Origin of the sequence: Rhodococcoides corynebacterioides NBRC 14404 (genome assembly GCF_001894765.1) — a bacterium.
Taxonomy (GTDB): Bacteria; Actinomycetota; Actinomycetes; order Mycobacteriales; family Mycobacteriaceae; genus Rhodococcoides; species Rhodococcoides corynebacterioides.
Window position 1 is genome coordinate 585,717 of sequence record NZ_BCWV01000004.1, and the last position, 23,196, is coordinate 608,912.

At 70.4% G+C, this 23,196-nt stretch carries 22 protein-coding genes; 8 read left to right on the forward strand and 14 right to left on the reverse strand.

Annotated elements, in window-relative coordinates; genetic code table 11:
• Positions 1–3: 3 nt before the first annotated feature.
• Positions 4–1,155 (reverse strand): L,D-transpeptidase, encoded by a 1,152-nt coding sequence (locus RC2_RS12020; RefSeq protein WP_082895586.1) that lies wholly within the window; start codon positions 1,153–1,155, stop codon positions 4–6.
• Between the two features lie 409 nt (positions 1,156–1,564).
• On the opposite strand from RC2_RS12020, the gene RC2_RS12025 reads away from it, so the two are divergent.
• Both RC2_RS12025 and RC2_RS12030 read left to right on the forward strand, forming a co-directional pair.
• Entirely contained in the window at positions 1,565–2,353 is a 789-nt protein-coding gene (locus RC2_RS12025) for an ABC transporter permease (RefSeq protein ID WP_068149809.1), read from the forward strand.
• 5 nt (positions 2,354–2,358) lie between these two features.
• A complete protein-coding gene (locus RC2_RS12030; protein WP_068149806.1) occupies positions 2,359–3,450 on the forward strand; it encodes a sulfate/molybdate ABC transporter ATP-binding protein in 1,092 nt (363 codons plus the stop codon).
• Between the two features lie 9 nt (positions 3,451–3,459).
• Here RC2_RS12030 and glgX read toward each other — a convergent pair whose 3' ends face one another.
• Positions 3,460–5,523 carry a glycogen debranching protein GlgX gene (glgX, locus tag RC2_RS12035; protein ID WP_068149804.1) on the reverse strand — a complete coding sequence of 688 codons (2,064 nt, stop codon included), beginning with the start codon at positions 5,521–5,523 and terminating at the stop codon, positions 3,460–3,462.
• 93 nt (positions 5,524–5,616) lie between these two features.
• On the opposite strand from glgX, the gene RC2_RS12040 reads away from it, so the two are divergent.
• Positions 5,617–6,486, forward strand: a complete 870-nt coding sequence (locus tag RC2_RS12040) for a YhjD/YihY/BrkB family envelope integrity protein (protein WP_082895584.1) — start codon at positions 5,617–5,619, stop codon at positions 6,484–6,486.
• Here RC2_RS12040 and RC2_RS12045 read toward each other — a convergent pair.
• Together RC2_RS12045 and RC2_RS12050 are read right to left on the reverse strand one after the other, a co-directional pair.
• Entirely contained in the window at positions 6,425–7,126 is a 702-nt protein-coding gene (locus RC2_RS12045) for a CDP-alcohol phosphatidyltransferase family protein (protein ID WP_068149832.1), read from the reverse strand. The two genes, RC2_RS12040 and RC2_RS12045, sit on opposite strands and share 62 nt — an antisense overlap.
• 64 nt (positions 7,127–7,190) lie before the next feature.
• Positions 7,191–7,490, reverse strand: coding sequence for a hypothetical protein (locus RC2_RS12050; protein ID WP_139277350.1), 300 nt, complete (start codon positions 7,488–7,490; stop codon positions 7,191–7,193).
• Between the two features lie 220 nt (positions 7,491–7,710).
• Here RC2_RS12050 and RC2_RS12055 point away from each other — a divergent pair, with 220 nt between their 5' ends.
• Positions 7,711–9,447: an ABC transporter transmembrane domain-containing protein gene (locus tag RC2_RS12055; RefSeq protein WP_072681412.1), complete on the forward strand. Its 1,737-nt coding sequence runs from the start codon at positions 7,711–7,713 to the stop codon at positions 9,445–9,447.
• Positions 9,444–11,201 carry an ABC transporter ATP-binding protein gene (locus tag RC2_RS12060; RefSeq protein ID WP_068149801.1) on the forward strand — a complete coding sequence of 586 codons (1,758 nt, stop codon included), beginning with the start codon at positions 9,444–9,446 and terminating at the stop codon, positions 11,199–11,201. Before RC2_RS12055 ends, RC2_RS12060 begins: the two co-directional genes overlap by 4 nt.
• Positions 11,202–11,229: 28 nt before the next feature.
• Here RC2_RS12060 and RC2_RS12065 read toward each other — a convergent pair whose 3' ends face one another.
• The 4 genes from RC2_RS12065 to RC2_RS12080 are packed head-to-tail and all read right to left on the reverse strand — an operon-like array spanning position 11,230 to position 13,313.
• Positions 11,230–11,895 carry a GNAT family N-acetyltransferase gene (locus RC2_RS12065; protein WP_068149798.1) on the reverse strand — a complete coding sequence of 222 codons (666 nt, stop codon included), beginning with the start codon at positions 11,893–11,895 and terminating at the stop codon, positions 11,230–11,232.
• Positions 11,892–12,227 carry a DMT family transporter gene (locus RC2_RS12070; RefSeq protein WP_068149794.1) on the reverse strand — a complete coding sequence of 112 codons (336 nt, stop codon included), beginning with the start codon at positions 12,225–12,227 and terminating at the stop codon, positions 11,892–11,894. Before RC2_RS12070 ends, RC2_RS12065 begins: the two co-directional genes overlap by 4 nt.
• Positions 12,227–12,559: a DMT family transporter gene (locus RC2_RS12075; RefSeq protein ID WP_068149791.1), complete on the reverse strand. Its 333-nt coding sequence runs from the start codon at positions 12,557–12,559 to the stop codon at positions 12,227–12,229. Before RC2_RS12075 ends, RC2_RS12070 begins: the two co-directional genes overlap by 1 nt.
• A 10-nt stretch (positions 12,560–12,569) precedes the next feature.
• The gene (locus tag RC2_RS12080; RefSeq protein ID WP_068149788.1) at positions 12,570–13,313 is read right to left on the reverse strand and encodes a GNAT family N-acetyltransferase; all 744 of its coding nucleotides are present in this window, start codon (positions 13,311–13,313) and stop codon (positions 12,570–12,572) included.
• A 55-nt stretch (positions 13,314–13,368) separates the two neighbouring features.
• Here RC2_RS12080 and RC2_RS12085 point away from each other — a divergent pair, with 55 nt between their 5' ends.
• Positions 13,369–13,836 (forward strand): Rieske (2Fe-2S) protein, encoded by a 468-nt coding sequence (locus tag RC2_RS12085; RefSeq protein ID WP_169818396.1) that lies wholly within the window; start codon positions 13,369–13,371, stop codon positions 13,834–13,836.
• Between the two features lie 344 nt (positions 13,837–14,180).
• Here the strand turns inward: RC2_RS12085 and RC2_RS12090 are convergent, their stop codons facing one another.
• The gene (locus RC2_RS12090) at positions 14,181–15,656 is read right to left on the reverse strand and encodes an amidase (RefSeq protein WP_068149785.1); all 1,476 of its coding nucleotides are present in this window, start codon (positions 15,654–15,656) and stop codon (positions 14,181–14,183) included.
• Positions 15,657–15,848: 192 nt separating this feature from the next.
• Here RC2_RS12090 and RC2_RS12095 point away from each other — a divergent pair, with 192 nt between their 5' ends.
• Positions 15,849–16,976, forward strand: coding sequence for an amidohydrolase family protein (locus tag RC2_RS12095; RefSeq protein WP_068149783.1), 1,128 nt, complete (start codon positions 15,849–15,851; stop codon positions 16,974–16,976).
• On the opposite strand, the gene RC2_RS12100 is transcribed toward RC2_RS12095, so the two are convergent.
• The 4 genes from RC2_RS12100 to RC2_RS12115 all read right to left on the reverse strand — a co-directional run bounded on the left by RC2_RS12100 (position 16,977) and on the right by RC2_RS12115 (position 19,722).
• Positions 16,977–17,411, reverse strand: coding sequence for a VOC family protein (locus RC2_RS12100; protein WP_068149780.1), 435 nt, complete (start codon positions 17,409–17,411; stop codon positions 16,977–16,979).
• A gap of 42 nt (positions 17,412–17,453) precedes the next feature.
• Positions 17,454–18,644, reverse strand: a complete 1,191-nt coding sequence (locus RC2_RS12105; protein WP_068149777.1) for a macrolide family glycosyltransferase — start codon at positions 18,642–18,644, stop codon at positions 17,454–17,456.
• A gap of 99 nt (positions 18,645–18,743) precedes the next feature.
• A complete protein-coding gene (locus RC2_RS12110) occupies positions 18,744–19,103 on the reverse strand; it encodes a PLDc N-terminal domain-containing protein (RefSeq protein WP_068149775.1) in 360 nt (119 codons plus the stop codon).
• A 91-nt stretch (positions 19,104–19,194) separates the two neighbouring features.
• Positions 19,195–19,722: a hypothetical protein gene (locus RC2_RS12115; RefSeq protein WP_139277351.1), complete on the reverse strand. Its 528-nt coding sequence runs from the start codon at positions 19,720–19,722 to the stop codon at positions 19,195–19,197.
• Positions 19,723–19,931: 209 nt separating this feature from the next.
• Here RC2_RS12115 and RC2_RS12120 point away from each other — a divergent pair, with 209 nt between their 5' ends.
• Positions 19,932–20,489, forward strand: coding sequence for a TetR/AcrR family transcriptional regulator (locus tag RC2_RS12120; RefSeq protein ID WP_068149769.1), 558 nt, complete (start codon positions 19,932–19,934; stop codon positions 20,487–20,489).
• Positions 20,490–20,530: 41 nt separating this feature from the next.
• Here the strand turns inward: RC2_RS12120 and RC2_RS12125 are convergent, their stop codons facing one another.
• Positions 20,531–23,008: a cytochrome P450/oxidoreductase gene (locus RC2_RS12125; protein WP_068149767.1), complete on the reverse strand. Its 2,478-nt coding sequence runs from the start codon at positions 23,006–23,008 to the stop codon at positions 20,531–20,533.
• Positions 23,009–23,196 lie beyond the last annotated feature (188 nt).

A 23,196-nucleotide genomic window follows, 5' to 3' on the forward strand; every position in this document is an offset into this window, starting at 1 on the left:
GCTTCAGACGGACTGGGCGTTCCCGGCCTTCCATTCCTCCCACGGAATGTTCCAGTCGCCCAGTCCGTCCGTGCCCGGCAGCGTTCCACCCACCGTGTTCTTCACGATGGTGATGTCCCCCCGCTTGGTGTTGTCGTAGACCCACTTGGCGTTGGCCGGGCTCAGGTTCAGGCATCCGTGGCTGACGTTGGTGTAGCCCTGCGATCCCACGGACCACGGCGCGGAGTGGAAGAAGATGCCGGAGTACGACATTCGCGTCGCCCAGTCCACCGGAGTGCGGTACCCCTGGGCCGAGTCGACCGGCACGCCGTAGGTCGACGAGTCCATCACCATCGAGGCGAACTTGTCGCCGATCGTGTAGACCCCGTTCGGGGTGGGGCTGCTGTTCTTGCCCATCGACGTCGGCATCGTCATGACCTGCTCGCCGTTGACGGTGAAGGTGACCTGCTTGGTGGCGTCGTCCGCCACCGCGATCACCGCGTCGCCGATGGTGAACGACGACCGGGCGTTCTCCTGGCCGAACAGTCCGTCGCCGAGATCGCGACCGAACACGTCGACGGCCACGTCGACGGTGGTGCCGGGCACCCAGTAGTTCTGCGGCCGCCAGCGCACCTCCTTCTGGTTCACCCAGTAGAAGGCACCCTCGACGGGCGGATTCGTGGTGACCGTGATGGCGTTCTGCGCCGCCACCTTGTCCGGCACCGGCTCGTCGAACTGCACGGCGACGGGCTGACCCACGCCGACCACCTCGCCCTCCGAGGGCAGCAGGTACGGCTTGGTGAGATTCCCGGGTGAGGTGGTGGTGAACGAGGTCGTCGACGTCGCCTCACCGCCGAGCCCGTAGGCGCGCGTGTCGACCGTGTAGGTCTCGTTGTAGTCCAGCGGTGCCGTGGCGATCCACGAGGCACGGTCGGCAGCGAGGGCACCCTCGACGGGTTGCCCGGCGGAATCGGTGAGGGTGACGCGCGACAGGCTGCCGTCGACCACGGACACCGTCACGGGAGCGGAGGGAGAGAAGCCGACCGACGCGTCCGGGGCCGGCAGCGTGACCTTCGGCTTCATGAGTTCCGACAACGGATTGGAATCGATCGGCGCGGGCGGGGCAGCGGCGTCGTCACCGGCGCCCGCAGTGCAGCCGGTGACGACGAGCGACATCACGGCGGCCGACGCCACGAGCACGACACGCCCGCGAGCAGCGGCGACGGACGAGAACACCTTCACGAGAACCCCACTTCGACACGCACGACCACCGACCCGCTGCACATGATGCCAGCCACCAGCGGAAAGTCACCACTCCCGCGGCGAAATCGGGGGTCACGGTCCGATACCGAACCGGCAGTGGCACTTCACAGGGCGCATCACAGCCGCCACTCGACCGGCCGAGTGAGAGAAGGGTGACGGCGCCGGCCGTGCGCCTCTCGGCAGAAGGCCGCTCGCAGCGGCAAAAGGGGTGGTACCCGGGGCATGGATCCGGCGCCGTCGACTTCCACAACGCGCCGTCCCCGCCGATCATTCCCGCGCCCGCGATCGTCACTAGGGTGGGTCTGGTGAGAGCACGAGCGGCGTGGGGACCGTGAGGACACTGCCCCGGTGGGTCCTCCTGCCCGCTGCGGTGGGCCTCACGCTGGTGGCCCTGCCGCTGCTCGCCATCGTCCTCTCGGTCGAGTGGTCTCGCTTTCCGTCCCTCGTCACCAGCGACTCGTCGCGCGCAGCGATGCTGCTCAGCTTGCGCACGTCCGCGGCCGCGACCGGCCTCTGCGTCCTGCTCGGCGTTCCGTTGGCGCTCGTTCTCTCACGGTCACGGGGACGTGCTGCCGCGATCACGCGCGCGGTGGTGCTGCTGCCCCTGGTCCTGCCGCCGGTGGTGGGCGGACTCGCGCTGCTCTACGCGTTCGGCCGGCGCGGTCTGCTGGGCGAGCATCTGAATGCCCTGGGTATCGACATCGCGTTCTCCACCACGGCGGTGGTGCTCGCGCAGACCTTCGTCGCGCTGCCGTTCCTGGTGGTGGGCCTCGAGGGTGCGCTGCGTACCGCCGGAACCCGGTACGAGCAGGTCGCGTCGACGCTGGGCGCCCCACCCACCACCGTCCTGCTGCGGGTCACCCTTCCGCTGGTTCTCCCGGGGCTCGCGTCCGGGGCCGTCCTGGCGTTCGCGCGGGCGCTCGGCGAGTTCGGTGCGACGCTGACGTTCGCAGGCTCGCTGCAGGGTGTCACGCGCACGCTCCCGCTCGAGATCTACCTGCAGCGCGAGACCGACCCGGATGCCGCGGTGGCGCTGTCGGTCGTCCTCGTTCTGGTTGCGGTCGCCGTGGTGCTCGCCACCGGCGCCGGGCGGCCCCGGACGGTCCGGTGAGTTCCATGACCGCGGACGCGGGGACCGACACCACGATCACCGTTCGCGCCCGAGTGCCCGTGCGCGGTCTGGACCTGTCCGTCACCGTGCCCAGCGGGTCCGTTCTCGCACTCCTCGGGCCCAACGGTGCGGGCAAGTCGACGCTGGTGCACGTCGTCGCCGGACTCGTGCGTCCCGACGACGGAACGGTCCGGGTGGGCGCCCGCACGCTCACCGACACCGCGAGCCGAGTCCACGTCCCGCCGCACCGCCGCGGGATCGCCCTGCTCGCCCAGGACCCACTGCTGTTCCCGCACCTCACCGTTCGGGAGAACGTCGCCTTCGCGCCGCGCGTACGACACGATCGGCGGCAGGCGAGGGCGATCGCCGACGACTGGCTCGAGCGAGTCGACGCTCGCGACCTCGCCGACAGGCTGCCCCGGCAGCTGTCGGGCGGTCAGGCCCAGCGGGTGGCCCTGGCCCGTGCGCTGGCCGCGGATCCCGACGTACTGCTGCTGGACGAGCCGTTCGCCGCGATGGACGCCGACGCGACGCCCACACTGCGCCGCCTGGTCCGAGACGTGTTGAGCCACAGCCGATGTACGACGATGGTGGTCACCCACGACCGCGTGGACGCCCTGTCCCTCGCGGACGACGTGGTGGTCCTCGACGGCGGACGGGTGGTCGAGGAGGGTCCGGTCGCCGCCGTCCTCGCGACTCCGCGCAGCACCTTCGCCGCGACCCTCGCCGGCACCACGCTGATCCACGGCACGTTCGAGGACGGGGACACCCTCCGCACGGAGGACGGCACCGTGGTGCACGGGCACGCGATCGACCACCCCGGCGCGGGCCGACCGGGCATCGCCTCGATCGCGCCGACCACGGTCTCGGTGTTCGCCGTCCGACCGATCGGCAGTCCCCGCAACGTGATTCCCGCCCGGATCGACCAGGTGGACGCCGTCGGCTCCGGCGTGCGGGTGACGGCACGCGCGGCACTCGGCGTGCTCGCCGCCGACATCACCTCGGTCGCGGCCACGGACCTGGACCTGCAGCCGGGGTCCGAGGTGTTCCTCACCGTGAAGGCGACCGAGGTGCGGCTGTACCCGACGCGTCGGTGACGGGTCGCGTCAGACGCTCTGCAGCAGCGTGAACGAGCGGTCTCGCACCAGCAGCGTGGTGGGGTTCTCCCCCACCTGCTGGTCGGGGTCGCTGGAGAGGGCGAGTGTCCACGACTCGTCCGGCAAGGTGAACTCGACGGGCGTCTCGGCGGCGTTGAGCAACCACAGGAACACGGTGTCCTCGGCGGACGACTTGTAGAGCACGGCGAGGGACTTGCTCGCGCCGTCGTTCCAGTCCTCGTCACCCATGGCCACGCCGTCGGCCCGCTGGAAGTCCACGGTGTCGCGATCCCCGTCGGACTCGGCGTGGCGGTACCAGACCGGCCGCAGGCCCGGGTGTTCCCGACGCAGCGTGATCAGCGCGGTGGTGAACGCGACCAGCTCGTCGTCCGCCTTCTCCCAGTCGTACCAGGAGATCTCGTTGTCCTGGCAGTAGGCATTGTTGTTGCCGCCCTGGCTGCGAGCGAGCTCGTCGCCGCCGAGGATCATGGGGACACCCGCCGAGAGCAGGAGGGTGCCCAGGAAGTTCCGGCGCTGGCGGTCGCGCAGCGCGTTGATCTCCGGATCGTCGGTGGGACCTTCCGCCCCGCAGCCCCAGGACCGGTTGTCGGATTCGCCGTCCTGGCTGTCCTCGCCGTTCTCCTCGTTGTGCTTCTCGTCGTACATCGTGAGGTCGGCGAGTGTGAAGCCGTCGTGTGCGGTGACGAAGTTGACGCTGGCCAGGGTGGGCCGGCGGTCGTTCTCGTAGACGTCGGGGCTGCCCGAGACCCGCTGCGCCAGAGCGGGAAGCGCGCCCTCGGTGCCGCGCCAGAAGTCCCGCACGTCGTCCCGGAACTTGCCGTTCCACTCCGACCACCGTGCCGGGAATCCGCCCACCTGATAGCCGGCGGTGTCCCACGGCTCGGCGATGAGCTTGACCGGTGCCAGGATCGGGTCCTGGTGCACCATGTCCAGGAACGCCGAGTGCCGATCCAGGTCCTCGTCCTGACGGGTGAGGGTGCTGGCGAGGTCGAAGCGGAAGCCGTCGACGTGCATCTCGGTGACCCAGTAGCGCAACGAGTCCATGATGAGGGCGAGCGCGGCGGGGTGTCCGACGTTGAGGCTGTTGCCGGTGCCCGTGGTGTCGAAGTAGGCGCTGCGCTCGTCCGGCACCAACCGGTAGTGGGAGCCGTTGTCGATCCCCTTGAGGGACAACGTCGGTCCCAGGTGATTGCCCTCGGCCGTGTGGTTGTAGACGACGTCCAGGATGACCTCGAGTCCGGCTGCGTGGAGCGCCTTCACCATGGCCTTGAACTCGGTGACCTGCCCACCCGTGTCACCGGTCGAGCTGTACTCGTTGTGGGGTGCGAGGAACCCGATGCTGTTGTAGCCCCAGTAGTTTCGGCGTCCCGCCTCCAGCAGGTGGGAGTCCTGGACGAACTGGTGGATCGGAAGCAGTTCGACCGAGGTGATACCCAGCCGGGTGAGCTTCTCGATCGCCGCCGGGTGCGCGAGTCCGGCGTACGTCCCGCGGATCGACTCGTCGACATCGGCATCGAGCGCGGTGAACCCCTTGACGTGGGTCTCGTAGATCACGGTCTCCGACAGCGGCACGCGTGGCGACTCGTCGTCGCCCCAGTCGAAGTCGTCGTCCACCACCACCGACCGGGGCATGAACGGAGCCGAGTCGGCGTCGTTGCGGGTCTCGGGCTCGTCGTGGTGATGGCCGAAGACCGCCTCGTCCCACTCCACGGCTCCCGTGATCGCCTTGGCGTACGGGTCGAGGAGCAGCTTGGCGGGGTTGTGCCGCAGTCCCTCGGCGGGATTCCACGGCCCGTCGACCCGCAGGCCGTAGCGGGTGCCCACCGTCATCGGCACGAGTCCGTGGAAGACGTGGCCGGTGTACTCGGGGAGCGGGGTCGACTCGAGCTCGGACCCCGACTCGTCGAACGTCACCACCGTGACGGACTCCGCCGTCTCGGAGTACACCGCCACGTTGGCCGTGCCGTCGGGCCGGAGGGAGACACCGAGGGGATACGGGGTGGAGGCACGGGAGGAGCGAACAGCGGAACTCACGGGGATTTCTCGATTCATCGACGACAACAGCGTGGTGGGACCGCAGGCTTCTACCCGCGACCGGGCAACCCGAAACGGTTGACCGACCGTACGGGCGGGTAACGACAGGCCATGCCCCGCGCCCTGACCTTCGCGAGCGTGTGGCCGGAACTGGTGCGGTCACACGTGGTGATCCGGGCCGGCATGCGGCGTCGGATGGCATCGCGGGACACGGCCCTCGTCGCGGCGGGGGTCACGTTCTACGGAGGCATCGCCGTCGTACCGATGTTGCTGCTCGGCCTGAAGGCGACCGCGGTCGTCCTCGGCAACCCGACGGTCCTGCGCTACGGCGACGCGATCGCGTCGCTCCTCCCCGACCCGGCGGCGGCACCGGAGGCCGTGCGCGCCCTGTTCCTCGCGGGGACGTCGATCGGGTGGATCGGCGTCGTGGTGGCGATCCTCCCGGCCACCTTCTACGGCGAGGGCATGCGTCGCGCCCTCCTCGTCTACGCACCGCACGAGGAGACCTACATCGGGTGGCGGGGTCGCGCCCTGTCACTCCCGGTGCTGGTGATCACGCCACTGCTGACCGTGCCCGTGCTCGTGGTCGGGAATGCGCTGGCGTCGATCGACGGCGGTGTCGCCGGGGGCCTGTTCCGGGTCTGGCTGGGCTTCGTGACCGTGTGGCTCGTGCTGTCCGTGCCCCTGGGGTGGACGTTCCGCGTGGTCGCCCCGATCACCCTGTCCCGGTTGGCCGTCGTCGTGGGCACCCTGACCACGGCGTCGTTCGTCGCCGGCTTCCTGCAGGGGTACGTGCTGTTCCTCGCGATTCCCCTGGACTGGTCCGGGCCGTTCGGTGGCCTCGAACCGGTGGGCGCCGCCGTCGCGACGGTGTTGTGGCTGTTCCTGCTGCACATCATCGTGTTGATCGGATGGGTCTTCACCCTCGAGTGCGACCGACTCGTGGCGCGTCGTGACCCCGCAGCCGCCGACGCACGGTGAGCGCCAGCTGACCGAATCCGATCAGGGCCAGCACGGCGGAGACGGCGGTGCCGACGGCGGCGAAGAGCGCCGTGTCGCCGACGAAGACGCAGCCGATCAGTGTCACGGTCACCGCGATGATCCGCGAGGGCCGTTCCCAGACCGTGACCACGCCGATGTCGTTCATGCCGGCGGACACGGCCCGAGCGCGCAGGGTCTCGTGGAGCAAGGTGAGCGCCGCGACCGCGAGGACGGCGGGAACGGGCCCGCCGAGCACGAGCAGGATGCTCAGTGCGGCGAGATCGGAGATGCGGTCGGCCACCGAGTCGGCCACGTAACCCAGCGCGCTCGATCGACCACGCAGCAGCGCCACTGCCCCGTCCAGACTGTCGGTCAGCGCGCTGAGCACGAGCAGGACTGCCGCGAGACCGGCCGACCAGGGCCCGCCGAGCGCCGCGATGCCCAGTGCGGCCGACGCCAACACCACCCCGACGGTGGTCACCGCGCCGGGAGTGATGCGGCCACGGACGAGCGGACGCGCCACGCGGTACGTCAGGCCGAGCCAGCCGCGCACCAGCACGGAGGAGTCGACGAGATAGTCACCGTGCAGGGCCGACCAGGCCCGGAGATAGGAGTCGCGGTCGGTCGGGGTCGGCTCCACGGGGACGCGACGGCCGGAGAGAGAGCCGGACCCCGGCGCACCGGGGCCCGAGATCGCATCGTGGTCAGTGACCACCGGGATCCAGGAGGGACTTGCCCTCGGCGGCCTTCACACGCTTGCGTTCGAGCAGCACCACGGCGAGTCCGGCCAGCAGCAGCACCGGCGAGGCGATGCCCGTGATGAGCACCCAGCCCTCGAAACCGCCGCCTGCAGCCGTCAGGGCCAGGCCCAACGCCGCCAGACCCAGCGCCATCAACACGTATCCCGGCCAGTTGCGGCTGTCGGTGATGGCCTCACCGGCGTGCGCCCGGATGGTGCGCACGTCGTCCTGGGGGTGCTCGTTCTCGCGCTCGTAATCGGGCACGACACTGTCCCTTCGTCTGGTGATCACCGCAACGCCGTCGGCTGCGGGGTGCCCCGGCCCCGGTGCCGGGAAACTCCGCGTCGTGAGAAGTTCACCGGCCTCGGGGGGAACGCACACGCACTATTCGGATCCGGTCCGGTCGGCGTCGCCTTCCCGGCCGGTGGTTGTGACGCCGACGACAGACGACGAGCCACTCACACCCGTCGGTTAGGGTCGGCTAATGGCGATCAGCGGCGGAGGGGTCCTGCGCCGTGCGCTCGTCCGGAACCGCGCTCGGATGATCGGTTCCTCGCTGCTGTTCTGCCTCCACCAGTTCTGCGAGACCATGGTTCCGGTCGCGATCGGCATCATCGTCGCCCGCGCAGTCGAGACGGGTGACGTCACGGCGATGCTGCTCTCGCTCGTCGGGCTCGCGGCGTTGTTCGTCGTGCTGTCGTTCGCGTACCGGATCGGCGCCCGCATCATCGTCGTCGCCATCGAGCGCGAGGCGCACCTCCTGCGCGTCGAGGTCGCCCGCACCGTGCTCGATCCCCGCGGCATCGACAGCGACTTGTCCGCGGGGGAACTGCTGACGGTGGGTACCTCGGACGCGGAGAAGACGTCGTGGATTCTCGACGTGGTGGCCCGTTCGGCGTCGGCGACGACGGCGCTGGTGGTCACGGCCGTGGCGCTCCTCGTCGTCGATGTGCCGCTGGGCCTGGCCGTGGTGATCGGCACTCCCCTGCTGCTCCTCGTCCTGCAGTGGTGTGCGCCCGTGTTGACGCGGGCGGCGACCGCGTCACAGACCGAGATCGCCCGCGTGTCCGGTCTCGCGACCGATCTCGTCGGGGGTGTGCGCCCCCTGCGCGGCATCGGCGGCGAGGGCGCCGCGGCGCGGCGCTACGTCGAGGCGAGTCGACGCGCGCTGGACGCCACTCTGCGCCTGGCCCGGGGCAACAGCGCCTACCTCGGACTGTCGGCGACGGTCGGGTCCCTGCTCGCGGCGGGAGTCGCGGGCGGCGCCGGCTACCTGGCCCTCACCGGACGGCTCACTCTCGGCGAACTCGTCACCGTCGTCGGACTCGCCCAGTTCCTGGTCGAGCCGTTGTCGTCGCTCTCCCGGTTGCCCGGGGTCACGGCCGTCGTGCGCGGGTCCGCGGACCGCATTGCCACGGTCCTCGGGGCGTCGCCCCTCGTGGACGACGTCGTGACCGCCGTGGACACCGACGGCACCGGAGACGCACGTGCCGCGGACCCCCGCCCGACGGTCCGCGAGGCCCGACTCGACCTCCACGCGCTCGCGCACGGTTCGCTCCGCGGCGTCGATCTCGACGTCGCGCCGGGTGAGGCGGTCGGGGTGGTCGCGTACCGCCCCGCCGACGCGGAGTCCCTCGTCGCGGTGCTCTCCGGCCAGGTTCCGCTGGACCCGTCGGCGGGCCGAGTCGGCGTCGGCGGCATCGACGTGCGCTCACTTCCGCTGGCCGAGGTCCGTCGCACCGTGCTGGTCGAACCGCACGCGGCCGACCTCTTCGCCGGGACGGTCCGGACCAACATCGTGACCCGCGCGGCGGACGACGCCCGTCTGGAGGCCGCCGTGGCCGCGTCCGCGGTGACCGATCTGATCGAGTTGCACGACGCCGGGCTCGATCACCCCGTCACCGATCGCGGCGCCAGCCTGTCCGGTGGTCAGCGTCAACGCGTCGCTCTCGCCCGCGCCCTCGCCGCCGATCCCCCGATTCTCGTGCTGCACGATCCCACCACCGCCGTCGATTCGGTGACCGAGCACGCCATCGCCGACGGCATCCGCACCCTCCGGGCGAGGCCCGACCGCGCGACCGTCGTCGTCTCCACCAGCCCGGCTCTGCTCGCGGTGACCGATCGCGTCGTCGTCATCGACGACGGCCGGGTCGTGGCGCGCGGAACGCACCGGTCGCTGTCGACGACGGACACGACCTATCGCGAGCGGGTGCTGCGATGACCGGAACCGATCTGCTTCCCATCGCGTCCGGCGGCCGGTCGGGCCGGTTCCTGCTGCGCGAGTTGGCCGGACATCGCGCCGCGACGCTCGGCGCCGTCGTCCTCGGCATCGTCGCCGCAGCGGCGACCGTGGTTCCGGTGTACGTGTTCGGCGTCCTCGTCGACCGGGTGACCGAGGGTGCGCCGGCGTCGACGATCATCGGGGTCGTGGCGGTGATCGTGGTCGCCGCCGTCGTCGGTGGCGTGTTCACCGGCCTCGGGGCATACACCGTCGCCCTGCTCGGCGAGCGCATTCTCGCCTCGTTGCGCGAACGCGTCGTCGCCCGCGCGCTCACCCTGCCCGTCGACCGACTCGACCGTGCGGGCCGCGGCGACCTGCTCTCCCGCGTGGGTGACGACGTCGCGGTGATGGCCAAGTCCCTGAGCGAGGTGGTTCCGCAGATCCTCGCCGCCGTTCTCCTCGTGGTGGTCAGTATCGCCGCGATGCTCGGGGTGGACTGGCGACTCGGCCTGGCCGGAATGGTGGCGATTCCGCTCTACGTGATGGCCCTGCGCTGGTACCTGCCCCGGTCGGCGCCGCTGTACGCGAGCGAGCGGGTCGCCATGGGTGAGCGGGCACAGGCACTGGTCAGCAGCATGCAGGGCGCGCGCACCGTCCGCGCCTACGGCGTGGAGTCCGAGCATCTGTCGCGCATCGACGCGGCCTCGGCCGGCGCCCGCGACATCGCCGTGACGGTGTTCCGACTGTTCACACGGTTCGGATCGAGGAGCAACCGCGCCGAGTGCGTCGGACTGTCGGTGGTACTTCTCGCCGGATTCCTCCTGGTGAGAGACGGATCGGTGACCGTCGGCGAGACCACGGCCGCCGCGTTGCTCTTCCATCGCCTGTTCAACCCGATCGGCATGCTCATGTACTCGTTCGACGACGTCCAGTCCGCCGGCGCGTCGTTGGCCCGCCTGGTCGGCGTCCTCGACCTGCCCGACGCGCCCCGCACCGTGACCGGCCGCGAACCCGGTTCCGGCCGAGTCGAACTCGTGGGCATTCGCCATTCCTACGACGGCGTGCACGAGGTGATTCACGGGCTGGACCTCACCGTCGCGAACGGCGAGACGGTCGCCCTCGTGGGGTCCACGGGCGCCGGCAAGTCGACGCTCGCCGCCATCGTCGCGGGATCGACCGAGCCCACCGCCGGGACCGTCCGCATCGGCGGGGTCCCCCTCACCGAGCTCGCCGCGGACCGAGTCCGTCGGCACGTCGCCGTCGTCAGCCAGGAGGTGCACGTCTTCGCCGGCCCGCTGATCGACGACCTGCGTCTGGCCGCACCCGACGCCTCGGAAGACGAGGTGCAGGCGGCCCTGGACCGGGTCGGTGCCGGGTGGGTCGCCGACCTGCCCGACGGGGTGCACACCGTGGTCGGCGAGGGTGGCCTGGCCCTCACCGCCGCCCGGGCACAGCACGTGGCCCTGGCCCGGCTGGTCCTGGCCGATCCGGCCGTCGCGGTGCTCGACGAAGCCACCGCCGAGGCCGGGAGTGCCGGTGCCCGCGATCTCGAGGACGCGGCCCGCGCGGCCACCCGTGGTCGCACGACGATCGTGGTCGCCCACCGCCTCACGCAGGCCGCGGCGGCGGACCGCGTGGTGGTCCTCGAGCACGGACGGATCGTCGAGCAGGGGTCGCACGACGATCTCGTGCGAGCAGGCGGCCGGTACCACGATCTGTGGTCGGCGTGGAGCCGATCCCTCGCGGACCGTTAGCTTTCCGATCCGCCTTCGGGCCCGCCGATCAGGACGGCAGGGCGCCGGGCGTGCGCACCACGATCGGCACACCCGGGAAGACCGCGGCCATCTCGGACCGCGACTTGCGCAGCGCCGCAGTCCCGTATCCCTTCTTGCGGTGATCCGGGTGGATCCAGACCCGCAGGTCGATCTCCCCGTTCTTCAGTTCGCCGAACACCAACCCGACGCTCTCCTCGCCCTCGCGCGCGACGAACCAGGCGGCCTGCTCCGAGTCGGAGCGATCCCGAGCGGAGGTGATCTCGGAGTCCAGATCGCCGGCCGCGCCGCCGGACCCGTCCCCGGCACTGCCGACGTCGGCGAGGCGGGCCGCGAACAGCTCCCGGTCGGTGTCGTCGGAGAACGCCCGCAGGGTGAGTCCCTCTCCCGCACTGGCGGGTCGCTCGGCGAGCGTGAACGTCAGACGAGCGTCCAGGTCCTCGAGCTCGGCGGCGTTGTTGCGCCGGGCGTCCTTGGTGAGCTGGTCGAACGCCATCCCCATGACGGCTTCTCCGCCGAGACGAGACGTCTCGAGCAGACCGGCGATGGCGGCCACCGCCTGATCGCGGTCGTCGGCCTCGACGATGGCGTCCAGAACGTCGTGGCGGCGGTCGAAGGCAGCCAGCAGGGCCGCGGTGATCTCGCGGCGGGCGGCGGCACGGTCGTGATCGGTCACGGCGTGATCGTATGCGCTGCCGCGCCGAGTTCCACCAGGAGCACGCCCACCACGATCAGTCCGATACCCGCGAGCATCCGCCGAGTGAGCGGTTCGGCGAACAGGAACCGCGACGCGACCGCGGTGAGGGCCACGCCCGCCGCTGCCCAGATGCCGTAGGCGACCCCGAGCGCGAGCCCGGCACGCAAGGCCCCGAGCAGCGACGCGAACGCCACGACGTAGCCGACTGCCACCACGACGTAGAGCGCGCGCCGTCCGCCCACCGCACCGCGCAGGGACAGAGTCGCGGTCACCTCGAACAGGATCGCGGCGACGAGGAAGGCGTACTGCATCAGGAATCCACCGTCGACGGGCGTGAACCCGTCTCGACCAGCAGTACTCCCGCGATGATGAGCGCGATGCCGCCCGCCATGACGAGTGTGAAGGTCTCACCGAAGATGGCCCACGCCAGCACCGCGGTCAGAGCGACACCGCCGGCACCCCAGATGCCGTAAGCGACACCGATTCCCATGCCACGCTTCAACACCTGCACCAGCATCACGAACGCCGTCGCGTAGCCGATCACCACCACCGCGTACAGGGCCGGAACGTTCTCCGACCCCTTCATCGACAACGTCGCCGCGACCTCGGCCACGATCGCACCCACCAGGAACCACCACGCCATGGGCGGAACGCTAGCCGGTCGAGGCGGCCCGGTGGCGCACCCACACGTTCGCTTCGACGTACACGGCCGTGCCGTGGACGACATCGCAGAGCACCGGGGAAAGAGCGCCCGGCACCTCGATGGGGCCGGATCGATCGAACGGAAGTCCGGTCCACCGACGCCACTCGTCGAGCGTGCCGGCGATCACCATCGACCGTGGGGCGACACCTGCGATGCGTCCGCCCGCACGAACGTGAACCCGGAGCCAGGGGTCGACCGGCAAGCCGTCGTCACGCACGCGCGAGGCGTACGCGCTCATCGGGACGCCGGGGTCGACCGGCCCGCTCGGCCGCACGGGGACGATCACCTCCGGCAGGCCCGCCCGTGCGGCGCATCGCCGGACCGCGCCCAGCAGGAGTGACGACAGTCCGTCCCCCTGCCGGTCCGGTCGCACCGCGATCTCGAGCGCGCACAGCACCGTCGGGGCCACTCCCGCGAAAAACTGAGTGACGCCGAGGCGGATCGCGGCGTCCCATCCGTCGGCGGGAAGCGCATCCGGGTCGAGGCGCAGTGGCAGCGCGTACCCCTTCCCCACCACCTCGTCGCCGTCGAGCGCGATCACCACGTGGTCGGCGACGCGGGTCACGACGTCGGGCCGGTAGTAGAACGACGACACGGGGTCCTGCAGCATGAAGTCCGGCCACGAATCGGGCATCGACCACATCGCGTCGAACAGGTCGGGACGATCGGCCAGGGTCACCACCGACACGGTCATCGCATCATTGTCGACGGCGCCGGTTGGAGGCGATCGCCCCGGGTATGTCGCACCGATGAGCGAGGAGCGACGAGGCCCTGACCGCGACGACGCCGTGTCGGCGGATCGGTCCGGCGTGCTACCGCCGGTGCTGCCGGCCGACCCGATCCGGGCCCGCGGGCGCCGATTGGTCGAGGTGTCCCGACTCGGCGACCACCGCGTGGTGGAGGTGCGGACCGAGGACGGCGTGGACCTCGCGGTCGGCATGCTTCCCGACGGCACCCCCTTCGCCGTGGGCAACGTCTGCCGGCACCAACTGGCCAAGCTCGGACGGGGACGGGTCACCGACGATGGTTGTCTCGAATGTCCCTGGCATCGAGCCGAATACGATGTTCGGACCGGGAAGATGGTCACCGGCCCGCAGGGCATGCTGTTCGGTTTTCCGCCCTACTCCGCCGCGGTGCGGGCCATCGGGTCGCTGGTCCCGCTGTCGACGCGGCGGGTCTCGCTGCTGGACGGGTGGATCTGCCTGGTCGACGGCTGAGCCTCGATGGGTGGGGCAGAACGACGGGCGAGGTCCCCGATCGGGTGCGTGCGCGGACGGGCGAGGCCGTCGGCGCACGCGCCCCGTCGAGTCGCGATCAGGACGCGATCTTGAGGAAATCCGTCAACGGCAACAGGTTGCCGAAGCTGAAGTTGAGGAAGCTCAGGCCATTGAGGAAGCTGAACACGAATGTCTCCTTCTGGTGATGTCGCGATTGGTCTCGCGTGCGCCCAGTATGGACGGATTCCATTGCGTGACTTCATTGTTCCGCATTGTGAGTGATCACCGACTCCATTGTGGGCCTGCACACCGGCAGGCCGCCCGATGTCGGGACATCGGTCGATCTACCCCACGTCCGGCGGAGCGACGTCGAACCAGGGCTTCGCCTCCTCCAACTCACGGGCCAGGCGCAGGAGTCGTGTTTCCCCGCCGGGTGGGGCCACGAAGTGCGATCCCATCGGCAGCCCGGACGCGGTACGGAACAACGGCACGCTCAGGGCGGGCCGCCCGGTCAGATTGGCCGCCTGCGTGAACGGCACCGCGGACAGATTCCGCATCACGCCCGCCTCGACGGCCCCCACGCGGGCCAGCACCGACCCCAGACGCAGCGCGAGTGCCGCACGCGCCCCGAGCCGTTCGAGCCGAGTGGTCGCGAATTCGCCGACTCGCGGCGCGGGCGTCGCGGTGGTGGGGGTCAACAGCAGGTCGAAACGACGGTGGAAGTCGGACAGAGCGCGAACGTGGTCGTGCCACCGGCTCAGCGCCGCGTCGTGATCGACGGCCGTGGTGCGTCGGCCCAGTTCCGCCATCACCATCGTGTCCAGCTCGACGTCCGCAGCGCGCGCCGATCCGATGGCTGCGAGCTCGCTCGCGACGTTCACGAACCAGGGCAGCAGGAAGTCCCGCGCCAACGCCTCCTCGTCGACCGGCGGAGGCACGTCCTCGACGACGTGTCCCAGGTCGACCAACAGTGAGCGGGTGCGGTGCAGGGCGTCCAGCACCTCGGGGTCCGGCGCATCGCACAGGGCCGACGTGCTCTGCATGCCGATGCGCAGACGCGGCCCCGGAGTGTCGAGTGCGGCCAGATGACTCTCCGCGAGGGTCGGGGTGACGTACGGCGCCGCCGGGTCCGAGCCCCGCAGCACGTCGAGCATGGCCGCGGAGTCCCGCACCGAGCGGGTGAGCACGCCGGTCACCGCGCCGCCGTGGAAGAACTCGCTGGAGCGGGGTCCGCAGGGCACAACCCCGCGACCGGGTTTGAGCCCGAGGAGACCCGAGTAGGCGGCCGGGATGCGAATGGACCCGCCGCCGTCGTTGGCCCCGGCGGCCGGCACCACACCTGCGGCCACCGCGGCCGCGGACCCGCCCGACGATCCCCCCGGCGAGCGGGTCGTGTCCCACGGATTACGGGTCGGCCCGAAGAGGTCGGATTCCGTGACGCCCTTCGCCCCGAATTCCGGGACTGCGGTCCGTCCGATGACCACCAGGCCGGAGTCCAGCCAGCGCTGCACCACGGTGTCCGTCGCCGCGGCCCGCGTATCTCGATATGCCCGCGATCCGGCCGTCTCGACCACACCCGCCTGGGCCTGCGCCAGATCCTTGAGCAGGAACGGCACTCCTGCGAACGGGCCGGACAACGCGGACCGGGAGCGGGATCGGGCGTCGTCGTCCTGCCACTGCACGACGGCGTTCAGCGCGGCGTGGGTGCGATGCGCACGGTCGAGGGCGACCTCGACCAGCTCGCTCGAGGTCACCTCGCCGTCGCGCACCAGTGCGGCGAGACCCAGGGCGTCGTACCGGCGATAGTCGTCGAAGTGCACGCAGCCGACCCTAGGGGTTCGCGGGCGGCCGCGGCGTCGCCTCGCTGCCGCCCGGGATCGGTCCCCACGTCGTCGGCCCGTTCTGTGACGGCGCCGAACCGTTCGGGGACGAGCCTGCCCGCGGCCGCGCCTTGCTATCGTGCCGGGCGTCGGTCGGGGGGCGGCCGACGTTCATCGTCTCGGGGGGCGACCATGACACACGACGAACCGACCAGCACGTCGCCGTCGACCGCACGGATCGGCCGACGCCGACTCGTCCAGGCGATCGCCGCGGGCGGGGCACTGGCGCTGTCCGGCGGGGGAACGGCACAGGCGACCCCGGCCGGCGACACCCCGGCCTCGTCCGGTGCCGCCGGTCGGCGGATCGATCTCCACGGGCACATGATTCCGCCGGACTACCGCGCCGCCGTCCTGCGTGCCGGCCTCCTCGCGCCCGGTGGTCTGCCGTTCCCCGCCTGGTCGCCGGAGAGCGCCCTCGACTTCATGGACCGGTTCGGCATCGCCGCGCAGGTGCTGTCGGTGTCCGATCCGGGGGTGCGCTTCGTCTCGGGCGGAGACGCGATCCGATTGGCGCGGGCGTGCAACGACTACGCCGGCGATCTTCAGCGTCGGTGGCCCACCCGGTTCGGTTCGTTCGCCACCGTTCCCCTGCCGGACGTCGCGGCGACGCTCGCGGAGATCACCTACGCCCTCGACGTGGTACGGATGGACGGGGTCACACTGTTGTCGTCGTACGACGGTGTGTACCTCGGAGACCCGCGGTTCGAGCCGGTGATGGCCCTGCTGAACGCCTACTCCGCCACCGTGTTCGTCCACCCCGGCGAGATGCCTGCGCCGTCGAAACCCGAAATGCCGCTTCCGGATTTCCTGCTCGAGTTCCCGTTCGACACCACGCGGACCGCGACGAGTCTGATCCTGTCCGGAACCCTGGATCGGTACCCGCGCATCCGATTCGTCCTCGCGCACGCCGGGGGCTGCCTGCCGTTCCTCGCGACCCGTCTGTCGACGCCCCGCACGGTGGTTCCCGACGCGGTGCCGTCGGTGTCCCTGCTCGGTGTCGGCGAAGCCCTCCGCCGCTTCTACTACGACACCGCACTGTCGGCCTCGGCGTCCTCGATGCGCAGCGTCCTCGAGGTCGCGGACGTCGGCCAGATCGTCTTCGGCACCGATTGGCCGTTCAGCGGCGCGACCTTCGCCGTGGCCGAGACGACCGATCCCGCGCCGGGCCTGTCGGACGTCCTCGACGGCGCGCAACGGGCACTGGTCGAGAACGCCACCCCGCTCTCGCTCGTCCCTCGGCTGGCCGCCGCGATCGGGTGATCAGCCGCCGATGCGTTGCGCGAACATTACGATGATGCCGCTGGGACCACGAAGATAGGTCAAGCGAAAGATGCCGTCGTACTCCGCGACACCGCGGAGAGGCAGACAGCCGTGACGCGCTGCGATGGCCAGCGAGGCCTCGATGTCGTCGACCTCGAATGCGACCCTGTGCATCCCGATCTCGTTCGGCCGGGTCGGTTCCGTCTCGATCGGCTGCGGGTGCCGGTAGCGGAACAGCTCGATCCGGCTGTGACCGTCCGGCGTCTGCAGCATTGCGATGTCCGCGTGATTCCCGTCCAGGCCCACTGCCGTGTCGGTCCACTCGCCCTGCACCGTGTCGCGGCCGACCACCTCGAGGCCGAGGTCGGTGAAGAAGGCCACTGCGGCGTCGAGGTCACGCACCGCTATTCCGACGTTGTCCATGCGGATCGGCATGACAGGCACGGTAGTCGGCTGTCGCCGTTGCCGGCGCAGTACTCAGCGCCGTACGAACGACTCGACGGCATCGGCCGCGACGTCGACGCCTCCGTGCGCCCTGACGTCCGCGCCGACCTCGGCCGCGCGGGGCCCGAGGTCGACGGCCCGTTCCACGGCGGCCCGGAGCGACTCCGCCGTCACCTCGTCGAAGGGGAGGTGGACTCCCGTCCCGATCTCGTCGAGCATCGCCGCGTTGGCGAACTGATCCACTCCCTGCGGGATCGCGACCGTCGGCACTCCGAACCACAGCGACTCCGTGCATCCACCCATGCCGGCATGGGTGACGAACACTCGCGCCGACGCGAGCACCGCCAACTGCGGAACGTGCTCGTGGACCTGAACATTGGGCGGGAGCGACCCCAGGACGGCGGGGTCGACTCGGCGCCCGATCGACATCACCACCTGCCACCGCGTGTGGCCGAAGGTCTCGATGCACAGTCGATAGAAATCGGGTCGGTCGTTGTAGCCGGTGCCGAAGGAGACGTAGAGCACGGGCCCCGCCGGAGCCGTCCAACTCCGATCCGCCAGGCGAGTCGGATCCGGACAGGGGCCGACGAAGCGCACGGACTCGCGGACGCGATCCGCGTGCGGTTGCATCGTTCTCGGCACCAAGGACAGGCAGTGTTCGGGATAGGTGATCCAGTCCCAGGGATCGGCCTCGATCCCGTTGTCCCGCAGCCACTCCGCGTACGCGTCGCGATAGGCGACGCCCGTCGCCGACGTCCGCATCGGGGTGAGAACGTCGGCGAGATCGTCCTCGTACCCGTTCCACGCGACGTACGCCGGCGACAGCTGGACCGCCGGGACGCCGTAACGGACGCCCAGGACCGGCGCGGCCAGTCCGCCGATGTCGTAGAGCAGCAGGTCCGGACGATCGTCGTCGTACGCCGTCGTCAACGTGGGAAACGCGGCGATCGCCTCGTCGAGGAACACGTGCATCGCCGCCGCCGGATCGTCCGGCCAGGACTCCTCGCCTCGAGGGAGCAGGGAGTCGAACGGCACCACCCGCGCACCGGTCGGCTCGACGAGAGAGGCCAACGACTCACCGACCGCATAGGTGACCCGGTGACCTCGCCGCACGAGCTCCGCGATCACGGAGAGCGACGGGTAGATGTGACTCGGGGCGGTGGTCCCGATCATCGCGATGTGCAGCGGCGCCGCCTCGGCCGGACGGGAGGGGTGGACGACCATCGGGAACCTCGCGCGGTGGGGGAACGGACGCGTCGACCCTAGAGGTGACCGAACCCCGGTCGCACGCGAATATTTCTGCGCACGTGGACGATCGACCGCTCAGGACTCCTCGGCGCGACGCCGCTCCCGCTCCACGCGACGCTGCTCCTCGGCCCGCGCGCGGCACTGGCGCAGGAATTCGGCGTCGGCCTCCGGACTCTGCGCGACGGCGCGGCCGGGGCGGACGTCGTATTCCGCGAAGCCCGAGCGCGGCCGGGACGGCTCACCACCACCCCAGAGTCCGGCACCGATGGGCCGGCCGACCGTCAGCCACAGCAGCGATCCGATCAGCGGAAGGAGCAGGACGACGACGAGCCACGCCATCTTCGGCACGTGGCGCACACCGCCCTCGTCGGCGGTGATCACGTCGATCAGGCAGAAGACCAGCAGGGCCATCGTCAGCAGACCGAGATACGGCACGAAGTCACCTCGTCGATTCGGAACGTTCGGTACGGAACCGCTCGCACTATACGGGGGATGTCGTGCACTCGGGACGTCGTTCGCGACGTCGTCAGGCCTCGTCGAGATTCTCGGCGATCGGGACGAGCGTCTCCGCCACCCGGCGCAGCAGGTCGAGCACGTGCGGTGACAGGAAGACCTCCCACGGCACGGGCGGACCCGACTGCGACTCGATGTAGCCGGCGAGGTCGGCGATGGTGCCGGCGAGCGCCGCAGCGACGACGGCGCTCTCGGACAGTGCGCTGCCGCAAGAGCAGTCGGACACGGCCAGGACCTCGCGAACCTCGGCAGCGACGGCGTGCGCCTCCCGGCGGGCACCGTCGACGGTGACTCCGAGTTCGTCGAACCAGGAGGCCGCGGCGCAGTCGACGGCGTCCCCGGCCGCGGAGATCGCCCTCGACAGTGACGATGAATGCTCCGCGGTTCGACGCACCAGGCCCAGAGCCGCTGCGAGGGTGAGCAGGTCGCGCGGGCCGGGGTCGCGCCACGGTATCGACAACAACGACGCCGACGCGGCCGCGAACGGCACGGTCGTACAGGCCGTGGACGCGCGGCAGCCTTCGGAACGCCGGGTGGTCATCACCGCATTCGTGCGCGCCAAAAGAATGGATGGGTGCCGTTGTTCGGGTCACATTCCGTGACCGCTCGCGGTGGGACACGCTTCCCGCGGATCGCCCCTGCTCCTACGGACGGTGCATCGTCCGCGAGGGTGTGCGCCCTCCGCGGAAACGACAACCGGGCCCGAGTCCACGAGTGGCGGCGCACGGGTTCTGACCTAGGCTCACGGGCGTGACCGCGCCCGACTTCTATTCCGAACTGCGGGCCCTGCGACTCGAGCGGGTTCTCGACGCCTCGGTGGAGATCATCACCGACCGGGGCTGGGACGCCCTCAGCATGACCGAGGTCGCCAAGCGCTCCGGGGTCCCTCGTCAGAGCCTCTACAAGGAGGTGGGCACCCGCACCGACCTCGGCCGCGCCGTGGTGGATCGGGAGGTCGGCCAATTCCTCGAGCAGGTCGGCGACGGACTCGCGGCGCACCCCGACAGCTTCGAGGACGGCATCTCCGCGGCCGTGCGGAGCGTCCTCGCACACGGCCGCTCCAACGCCGCTCTGGCCGCGGTCCTGCGACCGGGGCACGATTCGGGCCTGCTCGCGATGGTCACCGTCAACCCAGACGCCGTGCTGGGTCAAGCGAACGCTGCCGTGGGCGCGCTCGTCGGCGATCGGGCGTCCGAGGCGCTGGTCGACTGCGTGGTCCGGCTGACGCTGAGCCACCTCCTGCAGCCCACCGTGGACATCGACGAAGCCGTCGACCGCATCGATCGGGTGGTACGCAGCTTCGAGTGAGCCGGCCCCGGAGCCACTGCTGCGCAACGCGATTCGGATCCTCAGAGGTCGAGGACCAGCTTCGAGGACAACGACCTCGAGACACAGGTCATCACGGTGTCACCCCGTTCGCGCTCGGCGCGGGAGAGCACGGAATCGCGGTGGTCCGGGGTGCCGCTCAGGACGTCGGCCTCACAGGTTCCGCAGATGCCCTCCATGCACGATCCGATGACGTCGGCGCCGGCCTGCTCGACCGCGTCGAAGATCGTCGTGCCCTCGGGAACGGTGACGGTGACCCCCGTCCGCGCACATTCCACGTCGAACGACTCGAGTGCGCCGTCGGGCGCAGCGACGGTCTGCGCCGCGAAGCGCTCGAGGTGGAGGGCCTCCCCCGGCCACGCGGCGCACCGCGTCTCGACAGCGTCGAGGAGGGCAGCCGGTCCGCAGCAGTAGACGAGGGTGTCCGAGCGCGGTTCGCCCAGCACCGTGTCCAGGTCGAGGCGTCCGCCGCGCTCGTCCTTCGCCCACACGGTCACCCGATCGTCGCCGTCGAACTCGTCGAGAAATGCCATCGACGACCGGGACCGGCCGACGTAGATAAGGTTCCATTCCGCCCCGGCCGAGCGCGCCGCGGCGATCATCGCGCGGATCGGAGTGATGCCGATGCCGCCGGCGAGGAACAGATAGCGCGGCGCGGGGACGAGCGCGAAGTTGTCGATCGGACCGCGCGCCCGGAGAGTCGCGCCCTCGGCCAGTTGATCGTGCACGTGCGCCGAGCCGCCACGGCCGTCCGGTTCTCGCAGAACGGCCACCGTCCACGACGACCGGTCGGCGAGGTCCCCGCACAGCGAGTAATGCCGGACCAGTCCGGGCTTCACCGTCAGTTCGACGTGGGCGCCGGGGGTCCAGGGCGGGAGCGATCCACCTCCGGCGTCGGCGAGGGTGAGTTCGACGACGCCCTCCGCCGCCGTGCGCCGCCGGGTCACGCGCAGATCGAGCTGGGTCCGCTCGGCACCGCGCCGAGTGCGGGGGGCGTCGGGTGCGCTCGTCGCGGACGCGCTCGTGTCGGGCGTGGTAGCGCCGGGTGTCGCGGCGTCGGACGTGGCGCCGCCGGGAGTCGTGGCGTTCTGCGCGCGCCAGGTGCCGTGCTGCCGACGCTCGCCGCCCTTCGGCGTCAGGACCACCGGCATCGAGCCGTAACCGCGCACGAAATTGGACTGCACCCGCGTCGGCTCCCCCACCACCTCGATGTCGTCGAAACGCGCCAGCAGTTCCTCCCACAGGATGCGTAGCTGCATCTCGGCCAGGCGGCTCCCCATGCACCGGTGCGTGCCGATGCCGAACGCGAGGTGGTGGCGGGCGTTGCGCCGGTCGATCACGAAGTCGTCGGGGTTCTCGAACGTGCGCTCGTCCCGGTTGGCCGAGGCGTACCACATGACGACCTTGTCGCCCTTCCGGATGAACTGTCCGTTCAGGACGGTGTCGCGGGTGGCGACACGACGCATGTATGCCAGCGGCGTCTGCCACCGCAGGATCTCGTGGACCATCTTCGGGACGAGGGCGGGATTCTCGCGGAGGCGGTCGAACTGCTCCGGGAACCGGTTCAGGGCCAGCAGTCCGCCGGTCATCGAGTTGCGGGTGGTGTCGTTGCCTCCCACCACGAGCAGCACGATGTTGCCCAGGAACTCCATCGGTCGGTCGATGAGGTCCTTCGTGTCCTCGGACAGTTGCATGAGGGTGATGAGGTCGTACCCCGGCTTCTCCCCCGCCGCGAGCCGCGCGGCCTTGTCGTGCCACAGGGCACTGAAGCTGCGCGCCGCCTCCGCCGCTGCTCGGTACGCTGCGTCTGTGTCCGTGGATCCGCCGGTCGCCGACGCGCTCGCCGCCACCAGATCGGTCCACTCCACCAGCTTCCGACGCTCGTCGTACGGGAAGTCCAGCAGCGTGGCGAGCATGCGGGAGGTCAGCTCGATGCTGACGCGATCCACCCAGTCGATGGGCTCGCCCACCGGGAGTTCGTCGAGGACCTCCGCGACGCGGGAGCGGATGAGCCCTTCCATTTCCTCGAGGTTCTGGGGTGCGACGACACCCTGGACCGCGGCGCGTTGCTGGTCGTGGCGTGGCGGGTCCATTGCGATGAACATCTCGATGTCCAGGCCCTCGGGCGGTGCTCCGAGGATGATCTGCGGTTCGGCCGAGAACGTCTCGAAATCCTTGTCGACGCGGACGATGTCGTCGTAGCGGGTCACCGACCAGAACGGCCCGAAGGCACTGTCGGCGCGATAGTGAACGGGCGCCTCGTCACGCAGCCGACGGAAGTAGGGCTCCCACGCCCCCTGACGCCACAGGAACGGGTTGCTGACGTCGATCTCGGTCAGGTCGAGGTCGGTGACGTCGGAAATCGGAGCCTCGGAGAAGTGTGGCTGGCCGTCGTCGACCACGAGTCGCTTGGCGCGCTGCCACAGATGCAGTCCCTGGATCTGGCGTTCCATCGGAACCACTGCCTGAGTCTTCGTGATGATCGTGTCGCGAACGCGCATGACGACTACCGCCTCGGTGGTGAGATCGTACTGTCCTGGTGACAGAACTAAACCACGCGTATCCGAAGATGACAATAGGTGCTTATTTGTCGCACCCCCCTTTCCGGTGCGCAGCGCACCTCACTCTGCGCAGGCTGCAACGGGGGCGCATCGAGGTGCGCTGCGCGGCCTTCACGCGGCCCCGGCGG

Bases quoted from the DNA above. Each gene is read 5' to 3' on its own strand.
- RC2_RS12020 (WP_082895586.1), bottom strand. From the start codon at position 1,155: ATGTCGCTCGTCGTCACCGGCTGCACTGCGGGCGCCGGTGACGACGCC.
- RC2_RS12030 (WP_068149806.1), top strand. From the start codon at position 2,359: ATGACCGCGGACGCGGGGACCGACACCACGATCACCGTTCGCGCCCGA.
- glgX (WP_068149804.1), bottom strand. From the start codon at position 5,523: ATGAATCGAGAAATCCCCGTGAGTTCCGCTGTTCGCTCCTCCCGTGCC.
- RC2_RS12040 (WP_082895584.1), top strand. From the start codon at position 5,617: ATGCCCCGCGCCCTGACCTTCGCGAGCGTGTGGCCGGAACTGGTGCGG.
- RC2_RS12055 (WP_072681412.1), top strand. From the start codon at position 7,711: ATGGCGATCAGCGGCGGAGGGGTCCTGCGCCGTGCGCTCGTCCGGAAC.
- RC2_RS12060 (WP_068149801.1), top strand. From the start codon at position 9,444: ATGACCGGAACCGATCTGCTTCCCATCGCGTCCGGCGGCCGGTCGGGC.
- RC2_RS12070 (WP_068149794.1), bottom strand. From the start codon at position 12,227: ATGCAGTACGCCTTCCTCGTCGCCGCGATCCTGTTCGAGGTGACCGCG.
- RC2_RS12075 (WP_068149791.1), bottom strand. From the start codon at position 12,559: ATGGCGTGGTGGTTCCTGGTGGGTGCGATCGTGGCCGAGGTCGCGGCG.
- RC2_RS12080 (WP_068149788.1), bottom strand. From the start codon at position 13,313: ATGACCGTGTCGGTGGTGACCCTGGCCGATCGTCCCGACCTGTTCGAC.
- RC2_RS12085 (WP_169818396.1), top strand. From the start codon at position 13,369: ATGAGCGAGGAGCGACGAGGCCCTGACCGCGACGACGCCGTGTCGGCG.
- RC2_RS12095 (WP_068149783.1), top strand. From the start codon at position 15,849: ATGACACACGACGAACCGACCAGCACGTCGCCGTCGACCGCACGGATC.
- RC2_RS12100 (WP_068149780.1), bottom strand. From the start codon at position 17,411: ATGCCGATCCGCATGGACAACGTCGGAATAGCGGTGCGTGACCTCGAC.
- RC2_RS12105 (WP_068149777.1), bottom strand. From the start codon at position 18,644: ATGGTCGTCCACCCCTCCCGTCCGGCCGAGGCGGCGCCGCTGCACATC.
- RC2_RS12115 (WP_139277351.1), bottom strand. From the start codon at position 19,722: ATGACCACCCGGCGTTCCGAAGGCTGCCGCGCGTCCACGGCCTGTACG.
- RC2_RS12125 (WP_068149767.1), bottom strand. From the start codon at position 23,008: ATGCGCGTTCGCGACACGATCATCACGAAGACTCAGGCAGTGGTTCCG.